The organism is Luteibacter sp. 9135 (assembly GCF_000745005.1).
Taxonomy (GTDB): Bacteria; Pseudomonadota; Gammaproteobacteria; order Xanthomonadales; family Rhodanobacteraceae; genus Luteibacter.
On the sequence record NZ_JQNB01000001.1, the window covers coordinates 4,351,920 to 4,366,593 of the forward strand.

10 protein-coding genes and 1 tRNA gene are annotated in these 14,674 nt (G+C 65.2%); 8 read left to right on the forward strand and 3 right to left on the reverse strand.

The window, feature by feature from the left end:
* Window positions 1-21 precede the first annotated feature (21 nt).
* The gene (locus FA89_RS18510; protein ID WP_036143097.1) at window positions 22-1,398 is read right to left on the reverse strand and encodes an FAD-containing oxidoreductase; all 1,377 of its coding nucleotides are present in this window, start codon (window positions 1,396-1,398) and stop codon (window positions 22-24) included.
* 32 nt (window positions 1,399-1,430) lie between these two features.
* A tRNA-Arg gene (locus FA89_RS18515) sits at window positions 1,431-1,507 on the reverse strand.
* A 144-nt stretch (window positions 1,508-1,651) separates the two neighbouring features.
* Here FA89_RS18515 and FA89_RS18520 point away from each other — a divergent pair.
* The 4 genes from FA89_RS18520 to FA89_RS18535 are packed head-to-tail and all read left to right on the forward strand — an operon-like array spanning window position 1,652 to window position 9,733.
* A complete protein-coding gene (locus FA89_RS18520) occupies window positions 1,652-2,167 on the forward strand; it encodes a hypothetical protein (RefSeq protein ID WP_036143099.1) in 516 nt (171 codons plus the stop codon).
* 30 nt (window positions 2,168-2,197) lie between these two features.
* The gene (locus FA89_RS18525; RefSeq protein ID WP_036143100.1) at window positions 2,198-3,433 is read left to right on the forward strand and encodes a hypothetical protein; all 1,236 of its coding nucleotides are present in this window, start codon (window positions 2,198-2,200) and stop codon (window positions 3,431-3,433) included.
* Window positions 3,430-4,434 carry a hypothetical protein gene (locus tag FA89_RS18530; protein ID WP_185754466.1) on the forward strand — a complete coding sequence of 335 codons (1,005 nt, stop codon included), beginning with the start codon at window positions 3,430-3,432 and terminating at the stop codon, window positions 4,432-4,434. The genes FA89_RS18525 and FA89_RS18530 overlap by 4 nt, the downstream gene beginning before the upstream one ends.
* Window positions 4,435-4,447: 13 nt before the next feature.
* On the forward strand, window positions 4,448-9,733 hold the full coding sequence (locus FA89_RS18535; protein ID WP_036143104.1) for an RHS repeat-associated core domain-containing protein: 5,286 nt from the start codon (window positions 4,448-4,450) through the stop codon (window positions 9,731-9,733).
* A 44-nt stretch (window positions 9,734-9,777) separates the two neighbouring features.
* On the opposite strand, the gene FA89_RS18540 is transcribed toward FA89_RS18535, so the two are convergent.
* Entirely contained in the window at window positions 9,778-10,041 is a 264-nt protein-coding gene (locus tag FA89_RS18540; RefSeq protein ID WP_036143105.1) for a hypothetical protein, read from the reverse strand.
* Between the two features lie 200 nt (window positions 10,042-10,241).
* Between FA89_RS18540 and amaB the strand changes: the two genes are divergently transcribed.
* The 4 genes from amaB to murB are packed head-to-tail and all read left to right on the forward strand — an operon-like array spanning window position 10,242 to window position 14,625.
* Window positions 10,242-11,777 (forward strand): L-piperidine-6-carboxylate dehydrogenase, encoded by a 1,536-nt coding sequence (gene amaB / locus FA89_RS18545; protein ID WP_036143107.1) that lies wholly within the window; start codon window positions 10,242-10,244, stop codon window positions 11,775-11,777.
* A 15-nt stretch (window positions 11,778-11,792) separates the two neighbouring features.
* Window positions 11,793-12,560, forward strand: a complete 768-nt coding sequence (locus FA89_RS18550; protein WP_036143109.1) for a class I SAM-dependent methyltransferase — start codon at window positions 11,793-11,795, stop codon at window positions 12,558-12,560.
* On the forward strand, window positions 12,560-13,588 hold the full coding sequence (locus tag FA89_RS18555; protein WP_036143112.1) for a quinone-dependent dihydroorotate dehydrogenase: 1,029 nt from the start codon (window positions 12,560-12,562) through the stop codon (window positions 13,586-13,588). The genes FA89_RS18550 and FA89_RS18555 overlap by 1 nt, the downstream gene beginning before the upstream one ends.
* Entirely contained in the window at window positions 13,585-14,625 is a 1,041-nt protein-coding gene (gene murB, locus FA89_RS18560; protein ID WP_240003934.1) for a UDP-N-acetylmuramate dehydrogenase, read from the forward strand. The genes FA89_RS18555 and murB overlap by 4 nt, the downstream gene beginning before the upstream one ends.
* The last annotated feature ends 49 nt before the right edge of the window (window positions 14,626-14,674 follow it).

Here is a 14,674-nt window from a genome sequence, read left to right on the forward strand (position 1 = left end):
GCGTTTACCTCTCTTAGATCGTCAGGCGACGGGCTGGAAGTCGCCGACAAGCGTGGGAATAAGCTCCGACACCGTGGGATGGATGGGCACCGCCCATTGCAGCGTGTCGATGTCCGCGCGGGCGTTCATCATGTCGAGTATCCCGTGGATGGCCTCGTCGCCGCCGACACCCAGGATGGCGGCGCCCAGGATCTGCTTCGTTTGCGCATCTGCCACCAGCTTCATGAAACCCAGCGTTTCGCCCTTCTCCACTGCGCGTCCCACGCGACTCATCGGTCGTTTGGATACCAGCAAGGGGCGACCGGACGACCGTGCCTGGGTCTCGGTCATGCCGACGCGACCGAGTGGCGGATCGACGTAGAGCGCGTATCCGAGGATGCGGTCGCTTACCTTGCGCGCGGCGCCATCGAGCAGGTTGGCGGCGACGATCTCGTAGTCGTTCCACGCGGTGTGAGTGAAGGCCCCCTTACCATTGCAGTCGCCCATCGCCCAGACGCCGTCGGCGGTGGTCCGCAGGTGGTCGTCCACGATGATGTATCCCCGCTCGTCCGTGGCGATGCCGGCTGCGGGTAGACCCAGGTCGTCCGTGTTGGGCCGACGCCCGACCGCGAGCAGCACATGGCTGCCCGTGACGTGCGGCGCCCCCTCGCGACAATCCACGCCCACGCGCACCCCGGCGGGATCGGTGTGCACCGTGATGCAACAGGCGTCGGTGCGCACGGCGATGCCTTCCGCTTCGAGGAACGCGCGGATCGCCGCGGAGACGTCCTCGTCCTCATGGGCCACCAGGCGCGGTCCTTTCTCGACGACGGTTACCTCACAGCCGAACCGGCGGTACATCTGGGCGAATTCCAGCCCGATGTAGCTGCCGCCGACCACGACCAGATGGGCCGGCAGCGTCTCCAGCGGGATGATCGTGCTGTTGGTGAGGAAGTCGACCCCGTCCAGCCCCGGGAAGTCCGGCACCTGTGCCCGCCCGCCCACATTGAGGAAGACCTGCGCCGCCTCCAGCGCCTCGCCGTCGACCTCGATACGCCGGGGGCCGACGAAGCGCGCGTGACCGCGGATCAGTGACAGGCCCGGCATACCGGCGAGCCAGTCTTCGTTACCCATGCGCGCGTCCAGGATCACCTGCCGCGCGCGGGCCGCGACCGTCGGCATGTCGATGGTAACGGAGCCGACGCCGACGCCGAACTCGGCGCCCCGCCGTGCCAGGTGGGCGGCGTAGGCACTGGCGACCAGCGTCTTGGTCGGTTTGCAGCCGGTGTTGACGCACGTGCCGCCGACCAGGTGCCGCTCGATGATGGCCACATGCTTGCCGGCGGCGGTGAGGCGGCCTGCGAGGGCGGGGCCGGCCTGGCCGGCACCCACGATGATGGCGTCGAAGGTACGCGTCATGGGCTGCTCCGGCGGGGTGCGCCTGCTCAGGATGGTGACCCCGGCCCGATTCGAACGGGCGACCTTCCCCTTAGGAGGGGGACGCTCTATCCAGCTGAGCTACGGGGCCGACATTCCTCAGGATAACCGAGCGGCCCCCCGGAACGAAAGCCGAATCGCCCCTACAACTTCCGGCCGATAGATTCGGGCACGGTCCTGGGATATCACTACAGGCGTCCCACCCACGATGGCCAGGACGGCCAAGGAAACACCCATGACACGGAACGTCGCCCTCCACGCGGGGCTGCTCGCCTTCTGCCTTCTCGCCGGCCCCGGGCGCGTTACGGCGCAGACACAGGCCGCCGTTGCGCAACCACAAAGCGAGCCGCCCCAGGTGCGGTTGTTCGAAGGCAATAACACGTCGCAGAACGTTGTGTGCACCATTGGCCTCGCCGAACCGTTTTCCCAGATGTTCCGCTTCCAAAAAAAAGACGGCAACTGCGCGAACGACGAGGCCAGATCGATCGAGTTCGAAAGGATGCCGCCGGGCACCGTCATCGAACTCTATGACGACCCGGAATGCCTCACGAGCGACGACTGGGTGAAGTTCACCTTCCTCAAGCGAGTCGCGCACACGTTTGCCAGTAGCTTCCAATACGATTTTGATAGCGGGTACGGCAGCGATGGCGATACTGTCTACTCGCAGAGGGCCCACTATAAAAACGGGCTGGACGGCAAGGTATCTTGTATGAAGATCAACGTGCCGGCCCCGCCCGCTCGCGCCGAATGAATCCACCCGAAAACGACAAGGAACGTCGCCATGTCAACAGGCACCTCACATGCACAGGCCCAGTCGTGGGCCCAGCTCGCATTGTTCAGAATCTACAAGAACGTATTCCCGGATAACGAGCCCACGTTGCACGTCTTCAACAACGGACGACAGCAATGCGAGGTTCGGATTGTCCTGTCCGCGCTCGACAACAACGGCAATTCGGTCGACTTGTCGGCGGCGGACATCGCCACGATCGAACTGATCGACTATGTCACCGGTGAGCCCTTGCCGCGCCTGGAAAACCACCCGGCGGACCTGACCTGGGCTTTTTCATCCACCAGCGCGGGCTACGTCTGGGATGAAGCGCTGGTGGCGGTGGCCACCGCACCCGACAGCGCCATCGTCGTCGCAGCCGAGCCGCACCCGCTTCCCGATGCGCAGGGCAAGACCACACTGACGTTCTATGTATCCACGACGTCCACCAAGGATCGCCAGTTGGCGGCGCGCATTCGCCTGCCTTCCGAAGGGGGCTCCCCGCAGTACATCACGACGAACACGGCCAGCGCCCAGGACCCGGTCGGCGAGGGCCAGGGTGGCCGCTTCAATTCCTCCGTCATCGTCCATCCCACCGCGTTTCCTTCGCTTCCCGCCAGCAGCTACGGTGACATAACGAACGAGGGCTACCTCACTCCGGTACGCGTGGGCAGCCAGGACTACTTCTACTGGACACGCGAGCACTACCTGCACGTGAGCTACAAAGGCACCCTGCTGCATCTCAAGTCGGTGAGCGGGGCGCCGGAGCAGCCCCCCGGATTTGCGATCTACGCGTCCGGCGGAGTCGGCGACGCGGTCAAATGGGCCATCAGCTATTACGGCCAACCGGGTGCGGAGAAGCCCGAAAACTTCCCGCTACCTCCCCTGGCCCAACTCGAGGTTGTAAGCCGGGCGACACATCCTGAAAGGAATACGCAGGGCGAGGTGCCGGAGAACCCTGGCGCCGCCCTCCTCTACAAACCGCTCGAGATGTTCGACAAGTGCATCGGCAACCTGGTCGGACGAGCGGTCGATCGCGTGGTGGTGGGCCTGCTCATGGGCAACGTGGCGGCACGCTTTCTGGACAAGGACAAAAAAAGCGTCGCCGCCATCACCCGGATGACTCTCCACATCATGGATGTGCATGGCAACGACCACCAGCTGTCGATCGCATTCGCCGGCAAGGTCAACGAGCTGATCCTCACCAAAACAGGCCGCGCCCCGCGCCATGCCAAGGAAGACAAAACATGAGCCGGAATAAGCCCACAAAACCGATGCTGGGACCAGAATGGATTATCGCCAGGGTAGCGTTCGATATCCAGCATCCGATGCTCTATGCCAACGGCAGGCAGCAGTCCAAGGTGATTGCCTACATCGAAGCCCAGAAGAATGCTCAGCCCGTGAAGCTGACGGCGACCGAGCGAGCCAGCATCCGCCTCATCGATTACATGGCGCCCGACGCGGAGATTCCCTTCGCCAATGACGCCACGGGAGAGTCCTACAAGGGCTGGTCGGCCCAACGCGAGCCGCGTGGTTACCTCTTCCATCCCGCCACGCTTACACAGGACAAGGCGTCGCCAGACGAGACGACGCCGATGGCCGGCGGAGATTACGTGGAGCTTTTCGTTACCGCCGATGCGGGTGCCGTCGGTGGTCCCCTGAGCCTCGCCTTTGTGGTAACGGGAGACAATGGCTGGCGATACCGCACCGATGGCTATGTATTCGCGCCGGATGGGACAACGGCATTTAACACGATTATCGACACGGGAAGGGATAAGAGCGTCCGCCCCGATACACCGTTGGAATACGGGCGCGGGCAGTTTCAGCTGGAACAGCTTCGCCATACCGACAAGGCCGCCATTTTCAACGATACGGTCACGCTGTCGATACAGGACGGCCGCGTGATCGCCCTGAAACACATGCAGTGCACACCGGCGGGCATGATCCACTGGATCGACAACCTGCCATCGACGCAGAACCCGTGTTACACGGGCTATGCCGAGCCCGGTGACACGCACATCCATTGGAACGAGGCTGTACCGACCGGAGGTCAACCCAGGCCGACGCTCGCAGCGGCCGAGCCGGGCAAGGGCGTCATCATGCTGTGTGGCCGGATCGACATACCGCGCCGCGACCATGTCGATCCACCCCTTGGCCCGATGATCGTGACCATGATCGACGCCTATGGCTCGGACCAGACGTGCTCGATCGAATTCGTCCCCGGCACACGCGACGAGCTACAAGTCACCTGAAGGGGTCCATCGCATGGACGATAAAAGCAAGGGCGCCGGTACCGCACTAGTCAAGGACGACTTCTACTCCAGTGCATTCGGCTTCTACAGCAACATCAGCGGGGCGGTCGATCCGCGCACCGGCATGTATTCGGCAAGCATCGACTTACCGGTCGGCAAGGGAAACCGCCTGCGCGGCCCAGGGCTCGGTTTTCGGCTGCGCTACAGCCCCCTAAGCACCGTCGACCACGGCTTCGGCGAGGGCTGGCTGCTCGGCATGACCGAGCTGGACCTCAACTCCAACATGCTCACCCTCGACAGTGGCGACACCCATCGCATCGATTGGATCTTTCCTGGATACGCCGCGCGGTTTCCCGATCGCAAGCTGGAAAGCTTTCGCCTCACACGGGGGGCCGGCATGGCGAACGCCACGCTCGAGCACGCGACAGGGGTGGTCGAGTACCTCGAAAAGATGCAGCACGATCCGTCGATCATGCGGACGGTCAGGATCGCCAGCCCCAGTGGTGACGCGCTGCATCTGGCCTGGACGCTCGGGCCCCACGGCACCGTCGTGCTGGCAGGCATCACCGATGACGAGGGTACCGTGCTGCTCGGCATCGACTATCCGGACCTGAGGCAGATAACGCTGCACTTGGCCACTGGCCTGACGGAGCCGCTCGAAGTGGTCTTCGAACGACAAGGCGCCCAATTGCAACGGGTGCGCATACCTGCGATCGCCCGACTCAACGAGGGCCCCAAGTTGACGGACGAAGAACCCCTGTGGGCCTTCGGATACATCAACACGCTCGAGTTGCCGCCCCTCTGCCTGCTAGCCTCGATCGACTCGCCGGACGGTATCCAAGAGAAAGTGAAATACGACGAGCATGCGTTTATCCTGCCCCGAGGCGCGCCGCGGGCCTATATGCCGGCGGTAGTGGTGCGAACGCGCATGCTCGCCGCGTCACCGATCGCCCGCACAGATACCCGTCGGGCCCCACGAACGAGCTTCGTGCAGGCATCGTCCTATACGTACGACAACCACGGTTATGCCAACTTCTACGGCTATCCCATCGTACCCGACTGGCAAAGCAGGGTGGACCAGCTGCTGCGTCATGTCGGTGGCGACGATTTCCGTTACGGATCGACGGAAACCCAGCGCAACGAGGACGATAAGGCCCTGTGCAGCATCAGCCGTGACTATGATCATTTTCATCTCATGACGGCGGAAACCACGCATCGAGGCACCGTCAAACAGGCGGTGACGATCACGTACGGCAACGTCCGGGGTCGGCCCTTCGACGACCAGCCGGCGGACTTCCAGCTTCCCCATGCAGTCACCACCGCTGTTTACGACACCCGCGACGACGCCGTGAAGCAGGTCACCGTGGTTCTCAGCGACTATGACGCCGATGGCAACCTGACTGGCCGACTGGATACGGCGTCGGGCATAGAAGAGCGGTTCAGGTACTTTCCGCTCGAAGGTGAGGCCGGTCGATGTCCGGGCGATCCGTTCAAACTGGTCCGTCGACTCAAAAGCGCCACGGTGATACCCGGACCGGGGGGCGGCCCGACCGTCACCACGCACTACACCTATGCCGCCCTGCCCAAACGTGCCGCCCTGCCCAAACGTGCCGCCCTGCCCAAACGCAAGCGCAAGCGCAAGCGCAAGCACTCCAAGGCCGACGCGGATGCTGTCTACGTGCAGGCGATCGCCGAATGGACCACGCTGGGCGACAGCGGGCAGCCACTGACGCAAAGCCAGCAGGCCTTCATCGTCGACCAGGGCGCGCATCACGGCGCGCTGACGCGGGAAACGCATACCGTGGACGACAAGAAGCACACGCGTGAGCTGTCCTATCGCACCGACGCCCTGGGTACGGTGACACTGCAAACCACCGACACCACACCCGACGGCATCGTGTGCGTCACCGAGGACGTGCTCGCGCTGGTAGGCGGCTTCGCTCTCGAAACGACTGACATGGCCCGCAACAAGATACGTCGCGCCTACGACAACCTGGGCCGCCTCACGGAGGAAGTCGATTTCCGCGACGGTGTCGGCCAGCGTTCCACCAACCGTTGGACATACCGGCTCACCCGCGCGTCGCGGTCGGTCACCCGCATCGGTAGCACGGGGCTGGCGCACCGGCAATGGCTGGACGAACAGGGGCGACTGATCGCACAGGAAGAGCCGCTCCCCGACGGTGGAATGCAGATCGTCGGCGAGACGGTGTACGACGCCTTCGGCGACGTGGTCGAAGACATCGCTTTCGACCGACTGGCCGATGGCCGACGGCTCGCGCTGACGACGCGCTACACTTACGACGATTGGGGTCAGTGCACCGATACGGTGGCCCCCGATGGCAGCCACACGCGCGCCCTGACTTCGCTGAACGATGAGGCGGGCGAGGTCATGACCCACCGCATCACCTGGCAGGAAGCCGGCGGCGTGCGTACCGGCGGTTGGCAGTCGGTTGATGAGGACGCCGCCGGTCGCCAACGGCGCGTGCAGACCGGTTGCTGGGATACCGACAGCAACCCGGTAGCGTGCACTACCGAAACCTGGCTCTACGACGGGCTGGGTCGCTGCATCGAAGCCTGCGACACCATGGGCCGTGTGACGCGTCAGCGGTGGGATCATTTCGGCCGCCTGACGGAGACGCTGCTTCCCGATGGCAGCGTGGTCACGAGGACCTATGCCACCGGCCAGACCGACGAACTGATCGCCTGCCTCGCCGTCACCGCGCCTGGCGAAACCGCCCCGATCGTTCTGGGCACGCGTCGCTACGACGGCCTGACCCGTTTGACCCAGGAAACGGCGGGAAGCCTGAACTGGAAACTCGGCTATGTCGCAAGGCAGATCAGCCCGGCCAGCGAGGAACGGCCGGACGGCGCCGTCATCGATCGCACCTACGACGCGTGGCTGGGCGAAGCGTTGCTGACCGAAACCCTGCGCGGCGCACGTCCGCAGGTGCTCATGCAGGCCACCTACGCGCCCGTCACGGGCATGCCCGCCAGCCTTAGTTCCGACGCGGGCGCCATGCTTTTCCGTACCGATTATCTGGGCCGCATGACCGAGCAGGACATCGTCACGAGCGGCACCCTCAGCCGCAGTACATGCGTGGAAATTTCACCCGGCGGCCTGGAACAGGCCAAAACCGGTGTCGACGGCATGCGTCGCGTGTTCGTTTACGATGATGTCGGCCGTGTCACCCGCACCACCGATTACGACGCCGCGGATGCGCTCGTTGTCGAAGTGAGTTTTGCGTATGACGCGATATCCCGCCCTCACAGCCGCACCAGCCGTGACGCCGACGGTGCATTGACCGAGACCGTAACCTATGACGATCGCGACCGAATCGCGCGCACGACATGGACCCACGAACGGCAAGGCACGACAACCCGGCGTTCGCTTGCGCTCGCCTGGCGCGACGACGGCAAGCTGATCGGCAAGCAGTGGCACGACGGGACAGGCGATATCTATCGGAGCGAATCGATGGATTACGACGTGCGCGGACGTCTGTCCTGCCACGCGATCTCGTCGGCCACCGGCGATCTCCCCGTCGACGACATGGGGCGACCCTTCACACGCCAGAGCTTCACCTACGACTGCCTGGACAACCTGCTGGCGGTCGACACCACGTTCGTCGACGGAAGCGGAGAAGCGACCCGCTACGAGCACGACCCCGTCGATCGCGACCGCGTCACCGCCGTCGCCACGACGCTTACTGATAACGGCGTCAGTCGGCAGCGCCGCGCGGTGATGCGCTACGACGAGGCCGGTCGTCTCGTGAATGACGGGGTCGGCGGCAGCTTCGAATGGAACGGGGCGGGACGCCTCGCGTTCGCCTCACCGAAGGACGGCGAACGCCGCGGCTACCGTTATGGCCCCGATGGCCGTGCGACGTCTGTGGATAGCGCCCGAGGTACAGCGTACCGATATTACGACGATGGTCGTCTCTACGGCGAGTTCAGCGACGACGACGAGCGACGTTTCATACGCGCTGGCGATGTGGCGATCGCGGAAACCGTCCTCAGCCACGCCGTGCGCTCCACCTGGCTGCTGGGCACCGATCCGCAGGGCTCCGTCGTGATGGAGGCCGGAGATAGGCTCCACTGGCGCACGTACGGCGCCTACGGTGAACGCAACACGTCCGGGGACGGTGCTCGCGGCGGCTTTGCTGGTGAGAACCATGAAGACGGCACCGGCTGCTATCTGCTGGGCGATCGTCTGTACTCGCCTCGTTTGCGGCGGTTTCTCAGCCCGGACCACGCCAGCCCTTTCGAGGCGGGCGGGCTGAACCGCTATGCCTACTGTGGTGGCGACCCGATCAACCGCGTCGATCCGACCGGCGAATCCTGGCTGGACTGGCTCGGCGTGGCGGTCGGTATCGTGGGCGCCGTGATCGCCACCGTGGCCACCGGAGGGATGATGGCGGGACTCGTGGGCGCCGCAGCAGCCGGCAGCCTCGCCGGCGCGGTAGCCACGCCGGGCATGATGGCCATGGCTACCGCCACGGTGCTGGACGTGACAGCCACCGCCGTCGACCTGGCCTCAAACGTTGCCGCGGAAGCAGGTGAGGATGGCGCAGCGGGCATCCTGGGCTGGGTGGCCCTGGCTACGGGGCTGGGGTCCGCCGCCATGGGCGGGGTGTCGGCGCTACCTGGCGCGGGTCGAGCAGGGGGCGGAGCATCGCGCCGTTTCGTCGGACGCACGCTCGACAGCGGTGCGATGCGAGCGCCACCGAACCTTATTGCGAGAAAGCCCTACCCAGGCACGCTCAATCCTAAAAGCGTGAAACAAAAATGGGAGCATGCGTCAGGCAGGATAGTCAAACTCTACCGGAAGGAAGCGGTAACAAAAAAGATTCCCGGGCGTGTCCAAGGAAGCTGGGTCAGGCCTAAATGGCATGAACGTCCGAACCGCGCAGGAGGGACCATTTATGCGGCCGACACATTCGTATCCGGCAACGACATAGAGAGCAAAGTCACTAGTCTGGCTTACAGCACGATGGACAATAAGGACATCCACATCCTGAGCGGGGTTCACGGATATCCGAGGGGCGACAATTACACGCGCAACGGGCGGCGAACACTCGGAGAGCCTGGGTTTTTCCAGATGGACAAGCAGTTGGCTTCCCATCTACAGGCGCAGACCGGTCGCCGTATTACGGTGACAAATATCTACCGCAAGTCGGATCGAACGATCGGCAGCCTTGCACAGAAGAACGCCCATATCGTCCAGGCGTACTGTTTCGGAGCTGCCGATCCGGTGGTCATGGAGGCTATGAACCTGGACAAGGTAAAGGCATTTCGCCTGTAATCGAGCGAGGTACACACTGGCGATGGGATGTTTCCGAACGTCCGCTAATGCGTGATGGGCGCGGAAGCACGCAGGGCGGCCATGGGGAGAGCCACCGGCCGTTTTATATCCGTACCGAAGGGGCGCCATACGCCATCGGCGCCTTCGACATCGATGCGCGCATCGCCGCCGTCGCTGGAGGCCCTGCTTACCGCGCACCGCAGTGCGTCGTATCGCGAATCGCAACGCTCGATCACCTTGCCCGACACGCGCACCTCCCACGCCCGGCCGGCATGGGGGTGGAATGGAACCTCGTAGATACGCACCATGGTGCCCTCCGTCCGGATGAGGTGTGGGGTTCAGCGTGCTCGTCGGCGCGTCTTCGCCAGGTGCTTTCTGTCCGTGTCCATCGTGACAAGACGACTACGTGCGTTCCGCGCCGCACAACGGAGTGTGAAGGGCACGTTTGCTAGAATCGCGGTTTTAGGTCGCGTCGGCATTCCGTTGACGCGTCGTCCAAGGAGTCGTCATGTCCTCGAAGATCCTCGCCGCGCTCGGTCTCAATGCCACCGAATCGGGCACCTACCTCGGCCGCGGGGAGTGGGCGTCCGCTACCGACGCCGGCACCCTGACGCCGGTCAACCCTGCCACGGGCGAGGCGATCGCCACGGTGCACGCCACCGGCGCGGCCGACTACGAGACCATCGTCCAGCGGGCCCAGGAGGCCTTCACGGTGTGGCGCACCACCCCGGCGCCCCGCCGCGGCGAGGCGGTGCGCCTGTGCGGCGAGGCGCTGCGTCGGCACAAGGACGCCCTTGGCTCGCTGGTCGCCCTGGAAATGGGCAAGATCAAGCCCGAGGGCGATGGCGAAGTGCAGGAGATGATCGACATCGCCGATTTCGCGGTCGGCCAGAGCCGCATGCTGTACGGCTACACCATGCACTCGGAGCGCCCCGGGCACCGCATGTATGAACAGTGGCACCCGGTGGGCCTGGTCGGCATCGTCAGCGCCTTCAACTTCCCGGTGGCCGTGTGGGCGTGGAACGCCTTCCTTGCCGCCATCTGCGGCGACATCTGCATCTGGAAGCCCTCGCCCAAGACCCCGCTCTCGGCCATCGCCACGATGAAGATCTGCAACGAGGCGCTGCGCGAAGCGGGCTTCCCGGATATCTTCTTCCTGTTCAACGATGCCGGTACCGACCTCGCCCAGGCCTTCGTCGACGACAAGCGCATCCCGCTGATCAGCTTCACCGGCTCGACCAAGGTGGGTCGCTCCGTCGGCGAGCGCGTCGCGAAGCGCATGGGCCGCAGCCTGCTGGAGCTGGGCGGCAACAATGCCATCATCCTGGACAAGACCGCCGACCTGAAGCTGGCCATCCCGGCGATCGTGTTCGGTGCCGTGGGCACGGCGGGCCAGCGCTGCACCAGTACGCGCCGCGTCCTCGTGCACCGTTCCATCCACGACCAGGTGGTGGACACGCTGGTCAAGGCCTACGGCCAGGTGGAGCAGAAGATCGGCGACCCCACGCTGGCCACCACGCTGATGGGCCCGCTGAACAGCCCGGAAGCCGTGCAGGCCTTCGTCGACGCCGTGGCCCGCGCCCAGGCGGCCGGTGGCACCGTGCGCACGGGCGGCAAGGCCCTGACCGACCGCAAGGGCAACTTCGTCCTGCCGACCATCGTCACCGGCCTGAGCAACACCGATGAAGTGGTCCAGACCGAGACCTTCGCACCGATCCTCTACGTGATGCCGTTCGACACCCTGGACGATGCCATCGTGCAGCAGAACGCCGTACCGCAAGGCCTGTCGTCGGCCATCTTCACGCAGGACCTGAAGGCCGCCGAGCATTATCTGTCGGCCGCCGGCTCGGACTGCGGCATCGCCAACGTGAATATCGGCACCTCGGGCGCGGAAATCGGCGGCGCCTTCGGCGGCGAGAAGGAAACCGGCGGTGGCCGCGAGTCCGGTTCGGATGCCTGGAAGGTGTACATGCGCCGCCAGACCAACACCATCAACTACTCCGACTCGCTGCCGCTGGCGCAGGGCATCAAGTTCGAGTTCTGACGCGCGGATGACGCCATGACCGACCTTCGCTCCACGGAACGTTTTTCCGATCGCGTGGCGGACTATGTCCGCTACCGGCCGGATTACCCGCAAGCCCTGGTCGGCTGGCTCCATGGGCTGGGCGTGGATGCCGACTGGACGGTGGCCGATATCGGCGCCGGCACCGGTATCTCGTCAAGGCTGTTCCTCGATGCCGGCCACCGCGTGACCGGCGTCGAGCCGAACGCACCGATGCGCGACGCGGCACGGCAGTGGCTGGCGGGCGCGGAAGGCTTCCGGGCCCATGACGGCACCGCGGAGGCCACCGGCTTGCCGGACGCCTCGGTGGACCTAGTGATTGCCGGCCAGGCGTTCCACTGGTTCGATCCCGTGGCGGTGCGCCGCGAGTTCGCGCGACTGCTCACGCCGCGTGGCCTCGTCGCCATCTTCTGGAACACGCGCCGGCTGGTCGGCACGCCCTTCCTCGAAGGCTACGAGCGCCTGTTGCACCAGTACGGCATCGACTATGTCAGCGTGGCCGAGCGTTACGCCGACGACGACACCATGGCCCGCTGGTTCGGGCACGGTTACCGCGGCATGGCATCGTTCCCGCATACGCAGCGACTCGACTACGCGCAACTGCTGGGCCGTACGCTGTCATCCTCCTACATGCCGATGGCCGGCCACCCGAACCACGAACCGCTGCTGGTCGCGCTACGCGCACTGTTCGACGCCACGCAGTCGGGCGGTACCATCGCCTTCGATTACGACACCCGCATCTTCGCGGGTCATCCGGACACCTGATGTACGACCTGATTCGCCCCTTGCTGTTCGCCCTGGATGCGGAAACCGCGCACGACCTTACCCTTTACGCCTGCGATGTGGCGCAACGCAGCGGCCTGTCCCGGTGGATCGCCACGCCGCCGGCCGATCTGCCGGTAAGGGCGTTTGGTATCGACTTCCCCAATCCCGTGGGCCTGGCCGCCGGACTGGACAAGAACGGTGCCCACCTCGACGGGCTGGCCGCGCTGGGCTTCGGTTTCCTCGAGATCGGCACGGTCACGCCTCGTCCGCAACCCGGCAACGACACCCCGCGCATGTTCCGCCTGCCGGGCCACGAGGCCGTGATCAACCGGCTGGGCTTCAACAACGGCGGCATCGACGCCCTGGTGCGGAACGTGGAGAAAGCCACGTTCCGTGGGGTACTCGGCATCAACATCGGCAAGAACAAGGACACCCCCAACGAGCGCGCCGTCGACGATTACCTGCTCTGCCTGGAGCTGGCCTATCCCCTGGCCAGCTACGTCACGGTGAACATCTCCTCGCCGAACACCCAGGGCCTGCGCGACCTGCAGGAAGAGGACACGCTGCGCCGCTTCATCGGCACGCTGCGCGAGGCGCAGGAACGCCTGGCGTCCCGGCACGGTGCACGTAAGCCGATGCTGCTGAAGATCGCGCCGGACCTGTCGGACGTCGAACTGGACGCCATCGCCGACGTGCTGCTGGCCTCGGGTATCGACGGCGTGATCTGCACCAATACCACCGTGGATCGCGACACCGTGGCGGGTGCGCCGCATGCGCAGGAAGCGGGTGGCCTTTCCGGCCGCCCCTTGTTCGACAAAGCCACCGGGGTATTGCGCGCCATGAAGGCACGGGTGGGCGATCGCCTGCCGATCATCGGCGTCGGCGGCATCGTCGACGGTGACACGGCGGCGGAAAAACTTGCCGCGGGCGCCGCGCTGGTCCAGGTGTATTCCGGGCTGGTGTTCCGCGGACCGAAGCTGGTGGCCGAGGCCGTGACCGAAATCCGTCGCCGGGGCCTGCCTGCATGAACAACGAACCGGTCGACATGGGCGGATTCCAGCTCACCAGCGATGCCGCCATGGGCCGCCGCAACACGCTGCGCGTGGATGCGCGCGCGCGGTTGCTGGCCGAGGTGCACGACGTGACACGGCTGCCCGAGGTACTGGCCTACCCCGCCATCGCGGGCGGCAAGGTGCTGGTGCTCGGCGAAGGCAGCAACCTGCTGATCCGCGGCGACATCGACGCCACGGTACTGGCGATTGCCAACCGCGGTGTCGAGACCTTCCAGCGCGACGACCACGTGCTGGTCCGCGTGGCCGCCGGGGAGCGCTGGGACGACTTCGTCCGCTGGTCGCTGGGCCAGGGCCTGGCCGGTCTGGAAAACCTGATCCTCATTCCCGGCACCGTGGGCGCCTCCCCTATCCAGAACATCGGCGCGTATGGCGTGGAAGTGGCGGAATTCATCGATACGGTGGAAGCCTGGGACACGCAGCAGGCCGAGTTCGTGATCCTGGACAAGGCCGCCTGCGCGTTCTCCTATCGCCACTCGACCTTCAAGCAGCAGGCCGGTCGCTGGATCGTCGTGGCGGTGACCTTCCGCCTGCCGCGCGAGCGGCCGTTGTCGCTGGACTACGCCGGCATCGCCGAGGAAATGGAAGCAATGGGCGTGCAGCGCCCGACGCCCTATCACGTGGCCGAGGCCGTGATCCGCCTACGCTCGCGCAAGCTGCCGGACCCCGCGGTGATCGGCAACGCCGGCAGTTTCTTCAAGAACCCCATCGTCGGCGCCGTGCAGGCCGATGCCATGGCGCTAGCGCATCCTGGCCTGCCCGCCTGGCCGCATGCCGGCGGCACGGCCAAGCTGTCCGCCGGATGGCTGATCGAAGCCGCGGGATTCAAGGGCGCGCGCGACGGCGATGCCGGCATGTCGAACCGGCATGCCCTGGTGCTGGTCAACCACGGCAAAGCCACCGGTCCGCAGCTGTGGGCATTCGCGCAGAAAGTGATCGCCGGCGTGGAAGCCATGTTCGGCATCACCCTTGAACCCGAGCCGCAGGTGGTCTGATATCGCTGCCAGCCTGTACGAAGGCCCGATGGCTGTGTCACCGGGATGT